Consider the following 16,705-nt stretch of genomic DNA (forward strand, 5'->3'; position numbering starts at 1 on the left):
TTGCTGTTGATGCTCTATCTCCAAAAAATGTTTTTGGTGTTGGGATGCCAAGTAAGTATTCCTCGGAGCACTCTCTAGCCGATGCACGTGAACTTGCCAGCAACACCGGATTGAACTACTCAGAGGAGCCAATTGAGAATGTGGTCCAGGCCATGATGGGTCAGCTACCTCTTGATGGCCTGGCTGCTGAGAATCTGCAGTCGAGGGTTCGAGCGCTTTTCTTGATGGGTCTCTCAAACCAAGACGGTCACCTGGTTCTGACAACCGGCAACAAGACGGAGCTCGCTGTTGGCTATTCAACTATCTATGGAGATTCGGTTGGTGGATTTGCCCCCGTCAAAGATGTTGAAAAGGGATTGGTCTGGGAACTGGCCAGATACAGAAACAAACTTGCCGAATCCTTGGGTCAAACTCCCCCGATCCCAGAATCATCAATCACCAAGCCGCCTTCGGCCGAGCTTCGACCCAATCAGCTGGATCAAGATTCTCTTCCCGACTACGAACAGCTGGATCGACTGCTCGAACTTCACATCGAGCAAAAGCTATCCGCTTCTGAGATTGTTGAGCGCGGGTTTGACAAGGAACTGGTTGAAAGTGTTCTGAAAATGGTCCGAAGCTCTGAGTGGAAGAGGCGCCAAGGCGCCATTGGACCAAGGATCACTAAGCTCGCATTTGGCAGAGAGCGTCGAATGCCAATTACCTACTTACCCAACTAGGAGATCATGACTAGCCAGCTCAAGAAAATACGGACCAGCACACTGCTGGCTCTGAAGCAATCAGGCACCGCCTTTGCTTGCCTTACCAGCTACGACTTTCTGACGGCAGAGATTTTTGACCAGGCCGGCATCGAAGTTATTTTGGTCGGCGACTCAGCGGGTAACACCATGCTGGGTCACGAGAACACTCTTCAGATTTCTGTGGAGGAAATGATCAGTTTTGGTAGAGCGGTTACGCAAGCCGCGAAACATTCATTAGTTGTTATCGACATGCCCTTTGGTTCATACGAAGTGAGTGCGGATCACGCTGTAGAAAATGCCATCAAGTTAATGAAGCACTCCGGAGCTGAAGCGGTAAAGCTGGAAGGCGGTAAGGATCGAGTCGAACAGATAAAGGCGATAGTTGGAGCCGGAATACCTGTGATGGGACACCTGGGCTTCACGCCCCAGTCAGTGCACGCTTTAGGCGGCTTTAAGGTTCAAGGTCGCGGTAATCAAGCGGCTTCACTCTTGGCAGAAGCGACCGCCCTTGAGGAAGCCGGCGTATTCGCCATTGTTCTTGAAATGGTTCCGGCCACAGTTGCCAAGACAATCACTGAGACTCTCTCGATTCCAACCATCGGAATTGGAGCGGGTAATCAGACCGACGGCCAGATCTTGGTTTGGCAAGATTTTGCAGGACTATCCACTGGCTCCAGAAAATTTGTCAAGCAGTATGCGGCTTTGAAAAAAGACCTAACGGCAGCCGCCGATGCCTACCGAAGTGAGGTTCAGTCTCGTGCATTCCCCGACACCGAGCACTCCTTCGAGGACTAGTCCTCTTCTGCCTCCTGTTTCCTCCACTCCTCAGACCTAGCCCTAACCGTAGCTTCGGCGTTTTTAGCCTCAGCCTCAGAATTGAAGGGCCCGATACGGTCCAAGGAGGAGCTCTTCAAACCGTGCTCGACCAGCTTGGTTCTAATATTGAACCAAAACATCGGTTTCTCGGACAATTCAATTCCTTCCATGGCTATTAGGTTTAGCCTAACTGCAGGCGCTAATTAGACTCATAGGTATGCCTCGCGACAACAAAACCGGATTCCTTACGCCCGGCGTAGTTTCAAAAACGCTAGAGGTGCCCAAGCACATAGTTCGACCCGAATATGTTGGGAAGCCAGCACCCGCAGAATGGCTCGGTGGGCACACCAAAACCCCCGAACAGGTAGAAAAGATTCGAGCCGCTGGAAAGATTGCCGCGAGAGCAATTGCCTTGGTTGGCGAAAACGCCAAGCCCGGTATGACCACCGACGAGCTGGATAGGATCGCCCACGAGTCCATAATTTCGGAGGGTGCCTACCCATCAACCCTGGGCTACCGAGGTTTCCCCAAGTCGTGCTGCACTTCCCTAAATGAAGTTATTTGTCACGGAATTCCAGATAACACCGTGCTCGAAGATGGTGACATCTTGAATGTTGATATCACCGCTTATAAAGATGGCTTCCACGGTGACACCAACTCAACTTTTCTTATTGGAAATGTGGCCGAGGAAGTTGTGCTGCTGGTTGATCGCACCAGGCAGTCATTGGATCGAGCAATAGCCGCTGTGATGCCAGGACGCCCGATAAATGTAATCGGTAGAACAATTGAATCTTTTGCAAAGAGATTCAACTACGGAGTGGTTAGAGATTTCACCGGACACGGTATCGGTGAAGCATTTCACTCCGGTCTTGTGATTCCTCACTTTGATGCCGCTCCAAACTACTCAAACACCATGGAAGTTGGAATGGTATTCACAATTGAGCCAATGTTGACCCTGGGAACCTACGAGTGGGACTTATGGAAAGACAACTGGACGGTGACAACAAAGGATAAATCAATCACGGCGCAATTCGAACACACCCTTGTTGTTACCGAGAGTGGCGCTGAAATTCTTACCCTCCCCTAGACTAAAACGGGTATGAGCAAAGCAATTGGAATAGATATCGGTGGAACCGGCATCAAAGGTGCACTGGTAAACACAAAAAAAGGCTCACTCATCGGCGATCGAATTAGATTTGACACTCCCGATGGAGCAACCCCAGACCAGGTCAGTGAGAAAGTAAATGAACTAGTCGAGCAGCTGGATGGCGAACTAGACACCCCAATCGGGATTTGCTTCCCAGCGATAATTAAAGACGGTGTCACCCTTTCGGCAGCCAATGTTTCAAATGAGTGGGTTGGACTAAAGGCCGAAAAGCTGTTCTCCAAAATACTGGGTAGAAAAGTAATACTTCTGAATGACGCCGACGCCGCGGGAGTTGCGGAGATTAAATATGGGGCCGGTCAAGAGCGTAAAGGATTGGTGCTCATGGTGACTCTTGGAACTGGTATCGGATCGGCTTTATTTTTGAATGGTCGCCTCATTCCCAATACTGAGCTCGGTCATCTTGAAATCGATGGAATTGACTACGAGACGATGGCCGCCTACTCCGCTATGGAGAGGGAGAACCTATCTTTTAAACAGTGGGCTCAAAGACTGACCAAGTACTTCAATCAATTGGATCGACTTCTTTCCCCAGACTTAGTTATTATCGGCGGCGGTATCTCCAAACAGCATGAGGAGTTTTTACCCCTTATTGAGACCAAGCTAAAACTTGTTCCTGCTGAGTCAAAGAACAACGCCGGCATAATCGGCGCGGCGTTCGTGGCAAGGAAGCGTCTCAAACCCGAGTGAGTGGATGGGCCGGCTGGTACGCCGGGTTTTGTCCTTCTTTCGAAGTGACGGTCATCTATCTAGGGCATTAGTTGCCTAATGCCTCGAGCGACCTACCCGTGAGCTCGAGCGAGCAGCCCTCAAGCGCCCACTGTTTGGTCTTGCTCCAAATGAGGTTTACCTAGCCGATCTGATCACTCAGTTCGCTGGTGGTCTCTTACACCACCGTTTCACCCTTACCGATTTCTCGGCGGTTTGCTTTCTGTTGCACTTTTCTCTCGGGTTACCCCGGGTGGGCGTTACCCACCATTTTGCTCTTTGGAGCCCGGACGTTCCTCGTCAGTAAACTGCCGCGACCGCCTTGCCGACCCATCCACCAAAACAGTCTAGTTGCGCGCTAGATAGAAGATAAGTGGGCCGTTGAGTTCATGCAGATAACCTCAGCACCGTCATGCCCGAAGTAACGCGCAATTGAAATCGAAGCGGGACCTAAGTTCGGGCGCCAAAATCCCGCAATTGACGAGTCGTTGGCGATCCGCAAAAGCGCCCGAATCGGCATCACGTGTGCCACAACAACAACCGTTTGGCCCTCGTAGGTACTTAGAATCTTGTCAAATGCCCTTCTGATTCGAGCGTCAAAGTCTTTTAGCGATTCTCCGTTTGGCGGGGCTACCTCGAAGGACCCCCTCCAAGCGGTGTACTGCTCCTCAAAGCCTGCGAAGACTTCTTCGTTGGTGAGCCCGTCCCAATCCCCAAACCCAATCTCCGATAGGTCAGCCTCGGCAACCAGTGGCAGTGATAGTCGATTGCCAATTGCCTGGGCGGTTTGTAAAGCCCTCGTAACCGGTGAGTGAACCACCGTCACCGGTTTCGCCAGATATCCGAAATTTCCTGAACTTCCAACCAGAGCCAGCTCTTCGGCGACGGCTCTAGCGTCTTGCTGACCGGCCGGTGAAAGATCTGGGTTCTCACCGGTGCCGCCCGAAATCTTTCTTGACTCTGTGAGCGCCGTTCTTCCGTGTCGCACCAAAATGAGTGTTGTCGCTACGTCAACTGATGGTCTCGGTGCCCTTATCGAAGAAGGCTCTGAAACATTAAACTCGGCGGCGGCGGCTGCAGGCTGAGGCGAAATGTCCATCGCTTTATTGGCAAGAGCGTCGGCAAGGCCGTTTTGCTCTCTGGGGATCCAGGTGAACTCAACGTCCTTGCCGGCAATAAGCTTTTGGACTTTTGCTCCGAGTGTCATCATGTCCGGGTGCTTGATCTTCCAACGACCGGACATTTGCTCAACAACCAGCTTGGAATCCATGCGAACCAAAACGCTCGCTTCCGGATCCAGTTCGAAAGCTGCCTCCAAGCCCAGGAAAAGAGCTGTGTATTCCGCGACGTTGTTGGTGGCGATGCCGACACTCTCGGAGATCTCTTTGAGTACACTGCCAGAGCTTGCATCTATCAGCACCGCGCCAGCGCCTGAAATACCCGGGTTGCCGCGTGATCCACCGTCGGCTTCGATAATTATTTTCATGAACGAACCAGATAAGCCTGACAGTTTGGACACTCCGCGATCTCATCAGCCGGTAGCGCCATGATCTCATCAAGATTTGTTGCCGTAATTGAAAGCCTGCAAGCACCACATTCTCGACCAACTAGTTTCCCGGCCGAAGAGCCCCTGACCGCTTTTCGCTGGTAAGCCGCTGAAAGTTCCGGGTCCAGGGTCGCCACGAGCTTCTGACGATCTGCAACAAGCTCGCTGTGTTTGGCATCGAGTCCTTCGATGCTGGATGAAAGTTCTTGCTGAAGTCGGGCGAGCTCCTGCTCGGCGTCTTGCTTAGTCTGGGTTGCTGAAACAAGCTCAGCGCGAACAGAATCTAGAATCTCCAGAATTGCCAATTGAGCATCTTCAAGTTCGCTTTTTCTCTTTGACAATGATGTGAGTTCGTGCTCAATACCCTGGGCATCCTTCGGAGAGGTGGTTGTGGCCAACCTGTCCTTATCTTTAGCAATTCGGCTTTCAACAAGCTCCAGGTCATTTTCGGATCTTTTGAGCTCTAGCTCCAGATCACCCACGCGGTTTCTGGCGTCTATGAGTTGGTCTGAAAGATCAAGTCCCAATTTGGTTGCCGACTCGATCTGCGTGGACGCAAGCAGCTTGGCTTTCTCTGAGGCATTTCTAACCATCTCAAGATCCAGCTGCGCCAACTCAAGCAGGCTTTTTTGGTCCTGCAGGTTAGCCTTCAAGGTCGTTCATTCCTAAATCGTCATGGTCCATGGGTCGGTAATTACTTCACTTACAAAAAACTCAACCGTTTTAATCTCTTTAGCCAAACTATCCGCCGTTGGACTAAGCCAAAGACTCTCGGCTGCAAAGTGCGAGATGTCAATCAAACAAAGTGGTTTTGTTGGATCACTCACTGCATCAAGACTAACGTGGTGTCGAAGATCACTGGTTATCAGGCAATCCGCTCCCGATTGTTTGGCATTCTCGATGAAGCTATCTCCCGCTCCCCCGACCACCGCAATTTTTGAAATCAAGGTATCCAATTGGCCGGCAACCCTAACGGGCGCCGAGGTTTTGGGAAGAACTTCGGAAATGTTATTCGCCAGTTCGGAAAGTTTTAGCGCCTTTTCAAGATTCCCAATCCGGCCGTGACCAATCCCCAGCCCAGTTGCAACGAGGGGTACAGAATTTTTTATTCCAACTGCTGCGGCCAAAACGTCTGAGACTCCGTGAACCACAATGTCGGCATTGGTGTGTGCCGAGTACAGAGCGATCGAGTTCTTGATGGCAAATGCAACCAGCTCGCCCTTGAGCTGATCCTCGCTCAAAAAGTTGACTCCCCTTAGAAGAACCGGGTGGTGAGAAACTACGAGCTCGCAGCCTCTGGCCTTGGCCTCTTCAAGGACCTCTGCCGTGACATCGACCGCAAGAAGTACTCTGGAAATAATTTGTTTCGGATTCCCGCAGGTAAGCCCTGGTCTATCCCACTCTTCCGCACCGGCAACTGGCCAGAGCGACTCAAAGTGCTTGGTGAGTTCTAATAGTGAGGTGGTCATCGATCTACGAAGCAGAGTCTAGGAACTCTTTGAGCTCCTCGCGTCTTTGATCAAGCTCGGAAAGATTCTGTTCTTGTTTTTTTATTCTTGGAATGCCAAAAACCACCGGGAACAGCACAGCTAAACCAAAGGCAATGGCAATTCCAATGTTGGATCCAGCTAGCTCGAAAATTTCAGGGGTTAGGTTCCCTAGGTATCCAGTCCATGAAGATAGCTGCGGTCCTCCGTTTAGATAACCAAGACCCACCGCCACAGCCAAAACAAAACCGATTGTGTTAGCGGCGTTTACGCGCCCGTAGAATCCATACTCTCTGGTTAGCGAAACTTCATGATATCCGCGGGTTCGAGCGAGAGCATCTGAAACAAGAATCCCAATCCAAGCCGCTGCAATAACACCGGACAAGACAAACACTTCAGTAATTGACTCCTGCAGCACTGATACAGCGACGAGATAGCTTGGGATTAGAACTGCCATAAGCACGGCAACGACAATTACAAGCTGAGAGATCCAATCGGGAATCTTAATCAGACCGATCATCGAACCCGACAGAGAGTAGAGCGAGGCTGAGATCAACTGAACGATCGAGATTCCGATGGCAACAACAAAGACAACAAAGACCCAAATCGGAGCTGAGCCTGCAACCGTTGCAAGCACCTCGTTCAAGAACGATGAACCCAGGGTGTCCCCGGCCATAAACAGCCACATCAGACCCAGCACTCCGGAAATCAGAGGGAGGAAGAAAGTTGAAACAAATGTAAGAAAGAAAACCTTAGCTCCCGGAGTCGTCTGCGGAAGTTTCCTTGCGAAATCTCCGCTGATTGAAATAAGTGCGAATCCAAAAATTGCAACCAGGAGAAGAGAAAGGTCCAACAATGAAGTCTGTGTTATTGACTGGCCACGCTCAAGATCTTCCAGAGAGTAGGTACTCGCCACAAAGTAAACAAATACGGCAATTGCAACAACCGAGACAATCGCGGTGAGCTGCTGAAGCCTCAGCATCACCACCCCGCCGATACCAGCTGCAATAGCCGAGATGATGATGATTGGTCCAATCACAAATAGTGCCGCGGTGAAATCTTCTGGGAAAACAACTAACTCTGCGATGTTTGCGAACCAGGGTTGGTTGAAAATCAAAGGTGAAATCACACGGATGGCGAAATAAATTAGCGCGGCCGACCAAAACAGCTTGACTACCAGCATCAATGCAGCGGGCACTGAATTACCCCAAACACCAAAGGCAGCCCGAGAAACAATTGTTAGTGATGATGATGCTCTTGCCGAAGACATAGAGCCAACGGATGCCAAGACTGAGGTCAGAAACAGTGTTCCAGCCAAAAGGATAAAGCTCTGGGCCAGTGAGGCTCCCGCCTCCTTGAGCAAAGCCGCTAAAACGAGGGCCAGCGGGGTTGCAGTAACCGCCAGCCAAGAAAAACTAAATGCTATTGAGGTTCCGGTTGTCTCCGAAGGCTCCTCGTCCTTATCGCTTTCTTCCGGCCAACTCTGTTCGGCGGGTTCAACCTCGGGAATTAAAACAGTGACCGGGGAATCGATTGGCTCAGGCATGTGCTCGGAAACCTCGGGAGTACTCGATTCTTCCTGAGCTTCTGCTTTCGGCTCGGCAGATTCAGGCACAGTGGTTTCAGCCTCTGTAGTTTCAGGCTCGGTAGCGGCAACTGCGTAGCTGGCATTAAGGGCTGCCACAATGTCGTCCAGGTTCTCAACGGGTGGCGCAGCCACAGCTTCAACCGCGACAACTGGTTGCCCAATAAATGGTGGGTCCATGACAGGAGAGGTTGGGACCTCAACAACCGGTGGAGCTGGTTCGACTGGGAGATTCGCAAATATGTCAATTGCTGGCTGTTCCGGAACCTGTTCTGCCAAAACTGCGGGAGCGGGGTCTGGAATGGGTTCATAAACTTCTGGAGCTACCGGCTCTGGCAGGCTGGACACCTCGGATGCCGGAAAGGCCGGATCTTGGAGCTCTGGAGTCTCGACTTGTTGTGGAGTTGCAGCTTGCATCTGAGATGCCAATTCCCACTTGGAATACTCGAGGGCGTCTTGTTGACGAAGTCTGGACTGTTCTTCGATAAATGCCATTGCGGCAACTAGGCCGTCTGGCTGAAGCTGTAGCTCGGCTATTTTTGCATTTAACTCAGCATCCGACATTGCTTTGGGGGTCGGTGGGTTGGGTTGAAACATAGCCAAATCCTATCCCCACCCTTGACAAATGCTCGCTATCTGTGGGCCCTACCGGGCTCGAACCGATGACATCCACGGTGTAAACGTGGCGCTCTACCAACTGAGCTAAAGGCCCTCAAACATGCGCCATAAGGCAACTACAAAACTCTACTACAAAGCCGCTAACGCCTGGTGATAGCTAGCTAGGTCTCTGGCTTCACCGGGTCCGTTGACAAACATGTGGCGAATCAAACCTTCTTTATCTACTAGGAAGGTGCCGCGGATAGCAATTCCCGCCTCCTCTTTAAACACCCCGTAAGACTGGGCCACTCCACCGTGCGGCCAAAAATCGGCCAATACTTGAAACTTGTAGCCTTCCTTCTCGGCGAAGAGTTTCTGGGTGTACTTGGAGTCAACCGAGATCGCCATCAACTCAACGTCTTTTGATTCAAAATCTGAAAGATTATCCCGAAGCTCGCATAGCTCTTCGGTGCAGGTACCTGAAAAGGAAAGTGGATAAAAAACCAGCACAACTGGCTTCTTGCCTTGAAAAGATGAGAGCCTCACACTCTCACCGTGCTGGTTCACAAGCTCAAAATCGGGGGCCTTATCGCCAACTGCTACTGCCATGACTCTCCTTAGGGTAGTTATTTCTAGAGTACTGGCTCTTAGGGAAAGGCCCAAAGGAGACCCCAAAAATAAATGAGTAAACTGCTTAGGAGCCTAAACAACTAGGCCCCTCTGGCCAAGCTTCCAAAAACCAGCTAGCCGACCATTTTAGAAAGGACCAGCGTTGTCCATCAACAACAATGACGCCTACGCAGTCTCCAGCCCAGACATGGACCCTCAGGAAACAGCCGAGTGGTTGGAGTCTTTGGGTCAAGCGGCCAAAACTCACGGTCGCGGTCGAGCCCGTGAAATTATGCTTAATCTTCTAAGAAGATCTCATGAGCTTCAGCTAAACGTTCCTCTGGTCCCCACCACCGACTACATCAACACCATCTCACCCGAAGATGAACCAAAATTTCCTGGTGACGAGCAAATAGAACGAACCTATCGAGCTTGGATGCGTTGGAACGCGGCGATGCTCGTGCACCGTGCGCAGCGACCTGGAATTGCAGTCGGTGGACACATCTCAACTTTTGCTTCCTCAGCTTCGCTCTATGAAGTTGGCTTCAATCATTTCTTTAAGGGTCAGGATCACCCATCCGGTGGTGACCAGATTTTCATCCAGGGTCACGCGTCCCCCGGACCATACGCCAGAGCGTTTTTGGAAGGGCGCCTCAGCGAAAATCAACTGAACGGTTTTCGTCAAGAAAAATCACACCAAGGTGGTGGCCTCTCTTCATATCCGCACCCGAGACTCATGCCGGAGTTTTGGCAGTTCCCAACAGTCTCGATGGGTCTTGGCCCAATCAACGCCATCTACCAAGCGCAACTAAACAGATATGTTCACAACCGTGGCTTCCGTGACACCTCGGAGCAACACGTTTGGGCATTTTTGGGAGATGGTGAGCTAGATGAGGTTGAGAGCCGTGGAGCACTCCAGCTTGCGGCTAATGATGGACTCGATAACCTAACCTTCGTTGTGAATGCTAACCTGCAACGCCTTGACGGACCAGTAAGAGGTAACGGCAAGATAATCCAGGAGTTGGAGTCGTTCTTCAGAGGTGCCGGCTGGAACGTTATAAAGGTCATCTGGGGAAGAGAGTGGGATCCGCTGCTTTCAGTAGATACCGACGGTGCTCTTGTAGATCTCATGAACAAAACACCAGATGGAGACTACCAAACCTACAAAACCGAGTCCGGAGCCTTCGTACGCGAGAACTTCTTCGGTCGAGACCCGAGAACTTTAGAAATGGTCTCCCACATGTCAGATGACGAGCTTTGGGGACTTCGCCGAGGTGGGCACGACTACAAAAAGATCTACGCGGCCTACAAGGCCGCAACTGAACAAAAGGGAAAGCCAACGGTAATCATCGCCAAGACCATTAAGGGCTACACCCTGGGCAAGACCTTTGAGGGTCGAAACGCCACTCACCAGATGAAGAAGCTAACCCTCGCTGATCTGAAGCAGTTCCGTGACGAGATGCGAATCCCGATAAGCGATTCCGATCTGGAGCGCGACCCATACCAGCCCCCTTACTACCACCCCGGAGAATCCTCTCCCGAGATTCAGTACATGCATGAGCGACGCAGGGAACTTGGTGGCTATCTTCCAGAGCGACGCAGTAAGTATGTGAACTTTAACCTTCCTGAAGCTTCAAATTACGACATAGCCAAGGGTGGCTCCGGTACCCAAGAGGTTGCAACCACAATGGCTTTTGTTCGTCTGCTAAAAGACCTTCTTCGCACCAGCGAGCTTGGACCAAGACTTGTTCCGATCATCCCTGACGAAGCGCGAACCTTTGGAATGGATGCGTTTTTCCCAACCGCAAAGATTTACAACCCGAGCGGAATGCACTACTTATCTGTTGACCGCGACCTTCTTTTGAACTACAAGGAGTCCGAGACCGGTCAGATTTTGCACACTGGAATCAACGAGGCTGGGTCGCTCGCGGCCTTCACCGCGGTAGGCACCAGCTACTCAACCCAAGCTCAACCTCTGATTCCGATTTATGTCTTCTACTCGATGTTCGGTTTCCAGAGAACGGCCGATGCCATTTGGGCGGCGACTGACCAGATGGCGCGTGGATTCATGATCGGAGCGACAGCGGGTCGCACCACTTTAACTGGAGAGGGTCTACAGCACGCCGACGGCCATTCACCATTGCTTGCTTCAACTAATACAGCTGTCATCAGCTACGACCCAGCGTATGGCTATGAGATAGGCCACATCATGCGCGCCGGTTTGGAAAGGATGTACGGCGGAAATCACCCCGATCCAAATGTGATCTACTACCTAACCGTTTACAATGAGCCTTATGTTCAGCCAGCTGAGCCAGATAACTTGGACGTCGAAGGAGTTCTCAAAGGAATACACCGCGTAAGCGAAAACCACTCGGGTGGAAGAAAAGTTCAGTTGCTTGCTTCCGGCGTTGCACTTCCATGGGCTTTTGAAGCCCAAGCCCTTCTACAAAACGACTGGGGAGTTTCAGCCGACATCTGGTCCGTGACAAGCTGGACCGAACTTCGTAGAGATGGATTGGATAAGGAACGTCAAAAGTTCCTGAACCCAAACACTCACGTCGAGCCAAGCTACCTAACCCAGAAACTGTCCGGGGTATCGGGTCCATTCTTGGGAGTCAGCGATTACATGCATGCGGTTCCCGATCAAATCAGGGCATTTGTTCCGGGAGACTATGCAACGCTCGGCGCCGATGGCTTTGGTTTCTCGGACACCAGGCCTGCTGCAAGACGTGAGTTCAAAATTGATGGTCCATCGATCGCCGTTCGCGCACTGCAGCAACTTGTTGAGCGAGGCGAGCTCGAGCATTCGGTGTTACAGATGGCCATCGACCGATATCAGCTGCACGATGTAAGAGCGGGAACGAGTGGAACAGCCGGTGGCGAAGCCTAAGGACCAAACCCTCGAGTGGTTGCACTCCATCGCAGGAGAACTAGCAACCACAACCCTTGCCCGCCTGGACCAGACCCTACCCTGGTATAGAGATATGCCGGCGGCAAGAAGGTCGGCTGTTGGTCTAGTTGCGCAAGCTGGAATCACATCGTTCCTTGCGTGGTACGAGGACCCGAAATCCCAACCCTGGGTGGCAGCCGATGTATTTTCAACGGCACCAAGAGAACTGCTTCGCTCAATCTCTCTTCAAGAAACTCTGCAGCTAATTCGAGTTGTGGTGCAAGTTGTTGAAGATCGGGTCATGGAAGAACACAGCGAACTACGCGAAGCCGTTCTCCTTTACTCTCGCGAAATAGCTTTTAGTGCGGCGGATGTTTACGCTAAGGCGGCAGAAGCTAGAGGGCTGTGGGACGCAAGGCTCGAGGCTTTAGTTGTAGACACCATATTGAGCGGTGAGAGCGAAGAAGAGCTCTCTTCGAGAATTTCAGCACTGGGCTGGCGTGCAAGAGGCGCGGTCACGGTAATGATCGGAAGTTTCGACGACGCCACCGACGTTGATGCCCTCCGAAGAAATGCTAGGCGTAACTCGGCCGATGTCCTTATTGGGATTCACGGCGATCGATTAATTGTTGTGGTGGGAACCATTCCCGATGAAAAAGAACCTCCGTCTCCCCCTCCATCGCTGTTTTCGCTTTGCAGAGTTTTTATTGACAGCTTTGGCCCTGGAGCAATTGTCGTGGGAACAGAAGTGACCTCAATTAGTGATGCAAACCGCTCAGCTAAATCGGCACTAGCAGGAATTGCCGTGGTTGGCGCTTGGGCCAAAGCTCCGAGGCCGATTTCGGCGGATGACTTGCTCGCGGAGCGCGCCCTAGCTGGAGACATGCTGGCCAAAAACACTCTTTTAAACAAGATCTATCGACCACTAGCGAAGAATTCCCCCGATCTTTTAGAGACACTGGTGGCCTACTTAGAGTCAGGACGCTCATTAGAGCTCACATCTCGGGAACTTTTTGTACACAGCAACACGGTTCGCTATCGCCTCAAGAGAATTGCGGAATTAATCGGATGGGATCCAACCGGAGCAAGGCAGTCTTTCGTGCTTCAGGTTGCAACCGTTCTGGGTGCGATGACCGAACACGAACAGGGCACCAGTAAGAGGTGGAAGTGATATCGATTGCTTGCCCTGGTCAAGGGTCACAAACCCCTGGTTTTTTTCAACCTTGGCTAGAACTACCGACCTTCAAAAAGCAGATCGAAAGATCCTCAGAAATTTTGGGCATAGACCTTATTTACTTTGGCACAGCGGCTGACCAGAATGAAATTAGAGATACCAAAATCGCCCAACCACTCATTGTTGCCGCTGGAATCGCTAGCTACGCTGTCCTCAAGGAAAGCATTGGGTCAGAACTTACGGTAGATGCAACAGCCGGTCACTCGGTTGGAGAGATAACGTCGGCTTATGTTGCCGGAATCTTCGACGAAGAGACCGCTTTGAGATTTGTTCAAAAGCGCGGAACCGAAATGGCTCAGGCTTCTTTCCTAACCGAGAGTTCAATGGCCGCTGTGGTAGGCGGCGAACAGGAAAGCGTTCTCGCAAATCTGGCAGCGCGTGGATTATCAGCTGCCAATTACAACGGAGCGGGCCAAATCGTAGCGGCTGGATCAAAGGAACTGATTGTTGATCTGGTCGCTAATGCACCGGCCGGAACCCGGGTTGTCCAACTTCAGGTGGCAGGTGCTTTTCACACCACATTCATGGAGTCAGCTCGTGCTCCACTGGCTGAGTATTCGAAGGCCCTGGAGGCAAAAAACCCGAACCTTTTGATTTGGACCAATAGGGATGGCTCTTCTGTTGCCGATGGCGGCAAATTCTTGGATCTGTTGGTGAATCAGGTCTCTAACCCGGTTCGTTGGGACAAAACCATGGATTCGATGACCGATGCGGGCGTTTCCCTAATGATTGAGCTGCTTCCAGGCGGGGCACTGTCGGGAATCGCCAAAAGATCAATGCCAAACACTGTGGCTATCCCAGTAAAAACGCCAGCGGACTTGGATAAAGTTGCCGAAGCACTAGGAAAGTAGAACTCATTTCATGCCAGAGCTGAAGCAAAGCACCCCAATCGCCTTCTCAAAGATTTACTCTTTAGGCGCTGCTCGAGGCGACCTGAGAGTGACAAACGATGAAATTGCTGGGCCCATCAACTCATCCGATGAGTGGATTACGCAGCGAACGGGAATCATTACTCGCATGCGTGCAAGCCGGGACCGCTCCCTGATGGACATGGCAGTTGAGGCAAGCAATGAAGCTATACACAAGGCCGGCATCCAAGCTTCCGAGATTGAAGCGGTAATTTTCTCAACCATCACTCACCCCTACCAAACCCCCTCCGCAGCAGCACTTCTTGGAGATCTAGTTGGCGCTAACCCGGCTCCCGCTTTTGATATTTCAGCCGCCTGCGCCGGCTACTGCTACGGCATTGCTCAAGCCGACTCGCTGGTGCGATCTGGAGTTGCAAAGTACGTTCTGGTGGTTGGTGGCGAAAAGCTAAGCGACTTTATTGACCCGACCGACCGCTCCATTTCCTTTCTTTTGGGTGATGGTGCGGGAGCCGCAATTGTTGGCCCATCGGATTCACCTGGTATTTCGCAGAGCGTTTGGGGGTCCGACGGCAGCAAGTGGGAAGCGGTTGGAATGACAGGCTCACTGCTTGATTTTCGAGACGGCACCGGTGCGTGGCCAACTCTGGTTCAAGAAGGACAAACCGTTTTCCGTTGGGCCGTTTGGGAAATGGTTAAAGTTGCCAAGGAAGCACTCGAAGCGGCCGGAATTAAACCCGAAGAGCTAGATGCAATTGTCATGCACCAGGCCAACGAGCGAATCATTGACGAGATGGCTAAGCAGCTTGGTCTTCCTGAGCATGTAGTTGTTGCAAAGGACATTAAGACAACTGGAAACACATCGGCTGCCAGCATTCCTCTTGCAATGCATGCCTTGCTCGAGCAAGGACAAATAAAATCAGGTGATTTAGCCCTACAGATCGGCTTTGGCGCCGGTTTGGCCTTCGGGGCTCAGGTAGTAGTTGTGCCCTAAACTTGGGGCGGATTCAAAAAAACGCGCATAAGGAGAAACTCAAATGGCACTTTCGCAAGAAGAAGTACTTGTAGGACTAGCAGCAATTGTCACCGACGAGACCGGTATCGCTACCGAGGCAATCCAGTTGGACAAGTCCTTCACTGACGACCTAGACATCGACTCAATCTCGATGATGACCATCGTGGTTAACGCCGAAGATAAGTTCGACGTAAAGATTCCAGACGAGGAAGTAAAGAACCTCCTTACAGTTGGCGACGCCGTGAACTACATCACTAAGGCGCAAGGCTAACAGCATTGTTCAAAAAAGTTGTCGTCACCGGGATCGGTGCAACAACGCCGCTCGGTGGCGACAGCAAAACAACCTGGGAAAATCTCCTGGCCGGTAAGTCCGGAATCTCAACTCTGACTCAAGAGTGGGTAGCAAAACACGAACTTCCGGTCACATTCGCAGGCCAAGCAATGACCCCAGCAAGCGAAGTGTTGACCCTTCAAGAGGGTAAAAGACTCGACCCTTCCAGCCAATTTGCCCTCATCGCCGCACGCGAAGCTTGGGCTGACGCCGGCTCCCCCGAGGTTGCACCTGAGCGATTGGCAGTTGACTACGCGACCGGTATCGGTGGGGTTTGGACGCTCCTTGACGCCTACGACGTTCTAAAGGAGCGCGGACCAAGGCGAGTTCTTCCCATGACCGTGCCGATGCTTATGCCCAACGGCCCAGCTGCCGCAATCGGTATGGACATCTCCGCGCGGGCTGGTGTTCGAACCGCTGTTTCGGCATGTGCTTCTGGAACAGAGGCCATTGCTAATGCGTTTAATCGAATTCGCTCCGGCGAAGTTGATGTTGTTGTAGCTGGTGGCTCAGAGGCTGCGATTCACCCGCTGCCGATAGCTGCCTTCGCCGCTATGCAGGCGCTATCAAAACGGAATGACGCACCGGAAAAAGCGTCCAGGCCATATGACCTTGACCGCGATGGTTTTGTCATGGCTGAAGGCGGTGGCGCTCTAGTTCTAGAAAGCGAAGAGCACGCTATGGCTCGCGGAGCCAAGATTTACGCTGAGCTTGTTGGCGCAAGCGTGACTTCTGACGCCTACCACATCACTGCCCCTGACCCGGAGGGCTCTGCTGCAGGAAGGGCGATTCTTGGAGCCCTTGAGCAAAGCGGATCGTCAATCCAAGACGTTGCACACATTAACGCTCACGCCACCAGCACACCGGTTGGAGACATTGCCGAATACAACGCCCTGAAGCGAGTCTTTGGAAACCACCTACCGAAGATTGCTGTTTCTGCGACGAAGAGCTCAACCGGTCACTTACTAGGTGGAGCTGGGGCGATTGAAGCAATCTTTACAGTGCTAGCACTGCACGAGCGAACCGCTCCCCCAACAATCAATCTTGATAACCCAGATCCGGCAATTGAGCTGGATGTTGTGACTAGCCCGAGAAGTCTAGAGGGGTCGAACATTCTGG

General features: G+C 51.8%; 16 protein-coding genes, 1 tRNA gene and 1 other RNA gene. 10 read left to right on the top strand and 8 right to left on the bottom strand.

The features are described from left to right. Both nadE and panB read left to right on the top strand, forming a co-directional pair. The coding region (nadE, locus tag WAO31_RS02780; protein ID WP_509589981.1) for an NAD(+) synthase at positions 1-716 on the top strand (716 nt) is incomplete at its 5' end. A gap of 6 nt (positions 717-722) precedes the next feature. After that, entirely contained in the window at positions 723-1,532 is an 810-nt protein-coding gene (gene panB / locus WAO31_RS02785) for a 3-methyl-2-oxobutanoate hydroxymethyltransferase (protein WP_509589984.1), read from the top strand. Here panB and WAO31_RS02790 read toward each other — a convergent pair. Further along, positions 1,529-1,708 (bottom strand): SPOR domain-containing protein, encoded by a 180-nt coding sequence (locus WAO31_RS02790; protein WP_509589986.1) that lies wholly within the window; start codon positions 1,706-1,708, stop codon positions 1,529-1,531. The genes panB and WAO31_RS02790 overlap by 4 nt on opposite strands. A 62-nt stretch (positions 1,709-1,770) precedes the next feature. Between WAO31_RS02790 and map the strand changes: the two genes are divergently transcribed. Then, complete coding sequence (gene map / locus WAO31_RS02795) at positions 1,771-2,640, top strand: type I methionyl aminopeptidase (RefSeq protein ID WP_509589988.1); 870 nt, start codon at positions 1,771-1,773, stop codon at positions 2,638-2,640. A gap of 12 nt (positions 2,641-2,652) precedes the next feature. Continuing rightward, complete coding sequence (gene ppgK / locus WAO31_RS02800) at positions 2,653-3,408, top strand: polyphosphate--glucose phosphotransferase (protein WP_509589990.1); 756 nt, start codon at positions 2,653-2,655, stop codon at positions 3,406-3,408. Position 3,409: 1 nt separating this feature from the next. On the opposite strand, the gene rnpB is transcribed toward ppgK, so the two are convergent. From rnpB to WAO31_RS02835, 7 genes are all read right to left on the bottom strand, one after another. Next, an RNA gene (gene rnpB, locus WAO31_RS02805) (RNase P RNA component class A) lies at positions 3,410-3,759 on the bottom strand. Between the two features lie 25 nt (positions 3,760-3,784). Beyond that, positions 3,785-4,912 (bottom strand): bifunctional RNase H/acid phosphatase, encoded by a 1,128-nt coding sequence (locus WAO31_RS02810; protein ID WP_509589993.1) that lies wholly within the window; start codon positions 4,910-4,912, stop codon positions 3,785-3,787. Then, positions 4,909-5,625, bottom strand: coding sequence for a zinc ribbon domain-containing protein (locus WAO31_RS02815; RefSeq protein ID WP_509589995.1), 717 nt, complete (start codon positions 5,623-5,625; stop codon positions 4,909-4,911). Before WAO31_RS02815 ends, WAO31_RS02810 begins: the two co-directional genes overlap by 4 nt. 12 nt (positions 5,626-5,637) lie before the next feature. Beyond that, entirely contained in the window at positions 5,638-6,441 is an 804-nt protein-coding gene (locus WAO31_RS02820; RefSeq protein WP_509589997.1) for a Nif3-like dinuclear metal center hexameric protein, read from the bottom strand. Positions 6,442-6,445: 4 nt separating this feature from the next. Further along, positions 6,446-8,641: a cytosine permease gene (locus WAO31_RS02825; protein ID WP_509589999.1), complete on the bottom strand. Its 2,196-nt coding sequence runs from the start codon at positions 8,639-8,641 to the stop codon at positions 6,446-6,448. 42 nt (positions 8,642-8,683) lie between these two features. Further along, positions 8,684-8,756: transfer RNA gene (locus WAO31_RS02830), tRNA-Val, on the bottom strand. 35 nt (positions 8,757-8,791) lie between these two features. Then, the gene (locus tag WAO31_RS02835) at positions 8,792-9,250 is read right to left on the bottom strand and encodes a peroxiredoxin (protein WP_509590001.1); all 459 of its coding nucleotides are present in this window, start codon (positions 9,248-9,250) and stop codon (positions 8,792-8,794) included. A gap of 163 nt (positions 9,251-9,413) precedes the next feature. Between WAO31_RS02835 and aceE the strand changes: the two genes are divergently transcribed. From aceE to WAO31_RS02865, 6 genes are all read left to right on the top strand, one after another. Then, positions 9,414-12,140: a pyruvate dehydrogenase (acetyl-transferring), homodimeric type gene (aceE, locus tag WAO31_RS02840; RefSeq protein WP_509590004.1), complete on the top strand. Its 2,727-nt coding sequence runs from the start codon at positions 9,414-9,416 to the stop codon at positions 12,138-12,140. Then, complete coding sequence (locus WAO31_RS02845; RefSeq protein WP_509590007.1) at positions 12,127-13,311, top strand: PucR family transcriptional regulator; 1,185 nt, start codon at positions 12,127-12,129, stop codon at positions 13,309-13,311. Before aceE ends, WAO31_RS02845 begins: the two co-directional genes overlap by 14 nt. Further along, positions 13,308-14,225, top strand: coding sequence for an ACP S-malonyltransferase (locus WAO31_RS02850; RefSeq protein WP_509590017.1), 918 nt, complete (start codon positions 13,308-13,310; stop codon positions 14,223-14,225). The genes WAO31_RS02845 and WAO31_RS02850 overlap by 4 nt, the downstream gene beginning before the upstream one ends. Positions 14,226-14,235: 10 nt before the next feature. After that, positions 14,236-15,234: a beta-ketoacyl-ACP synthase III gene (locus tag WAO31_RS02855; RefSeq protein WP_509590010.1), complete on the top strand. Its 999-nt coding sequence runs from the start codon at positions 14,236-14,238 to the stop codon at positions 15,232-15,234. A gap of 43 nt (positions 15,235-15,277) precedes the next feature. Next, a complete protein-coding gene (locus WAO31_RS02860; RefSeq protein ID WP_509590012.1) occupies positions 15,278-15,526 on the top strand; it encodes an acyl carrier protein in 249 nt (82 codons plus the stop codon). 5 nt (positions 15,527-15,531) lie between these two features. Further along, positions 15,532-16,705: beta-ketoacyl-[acyl-carrier-protein] synthase family protein (locus WAO31_RS02865; protein ID WP_509590014.1), on the top strand; the 1,174-nt coding region annotated here is incomplete at its 3' end.

It is taken from the genome of Rhodoluna sp. (assembly GCF_049276775.1).
Taxonomy (GTDB): Bacteria; Actinomycetota; Actinomycetes; order Actinomycetales; family Microbacteriaceae; genus Rhodoluna.

Excerpts from the sequence above, each read along its gene's own strand:
- WAO31_RS02810 (WP_509589993.1), bottom strand. The coding sequence starts at position 4,912 with ATGAAAATAATTATCGAAGCCGACGGTGGATCACGCGGCAACCCGGGT.
- WAO31_RS02860 (WP_509590012.1), top strand. The coding sequence starts at position 15,278 with ATGGCACTTTCGCAAGAAGAAGTACTTGTAGGACTAGCAGCAATTGTC.
- WAO31_RS02820 (WP_509589997.1), bottom strand. The coding sequence starts at position 6,441 with ATGACCACCTCACTATTAGAACTCACCAAGCACTTTGAGTCGCTCTGG.
- WAO31_RS02855 (WP_509590010.1), top strand. The coding sequence starts at position 14,236 with ATGCCAGAGCTGAAGCAAAGCACCCCAATCGCCTTCTCAAAGATTTAC.
- map (WP_509589988.1), top strand. The coding sequence starts at position 1,771 with ATGCCTCGCGACAACAAAACCGGATTCCTTACGCCCGGCGTAGTTTCA.
- WAO31_RS02835 (WP_509590001.1), bottom strand. The coding sequence starts at position 9,250 with ATGGCAGTAGCAGTTGGCGATAAGGCCCCCGATTTTGAGCTTGTGAAC.
- ppgK (WP_509589990.1), top strand. The coding sequence starts at position 2,653 with ATGAGCAAAGCAATTGGAATAGATATCGGTGGAACCGGCATCAAAGGT.
- panB (WP_509589984.1), top strand. The coding sequence starts at position 723 with ATGACTAGCCAGCTCAAGAAAATACGGACCAGCACACTGCTGGCTCTG.
- WAO31_RS02825 (WP_509589999.1), bottom strand. The coding sequence starts at position 8,641 with ATGTTTCAACCCAACCCACCGACCCCCAAAGCAATGTCGGATGCTGAG.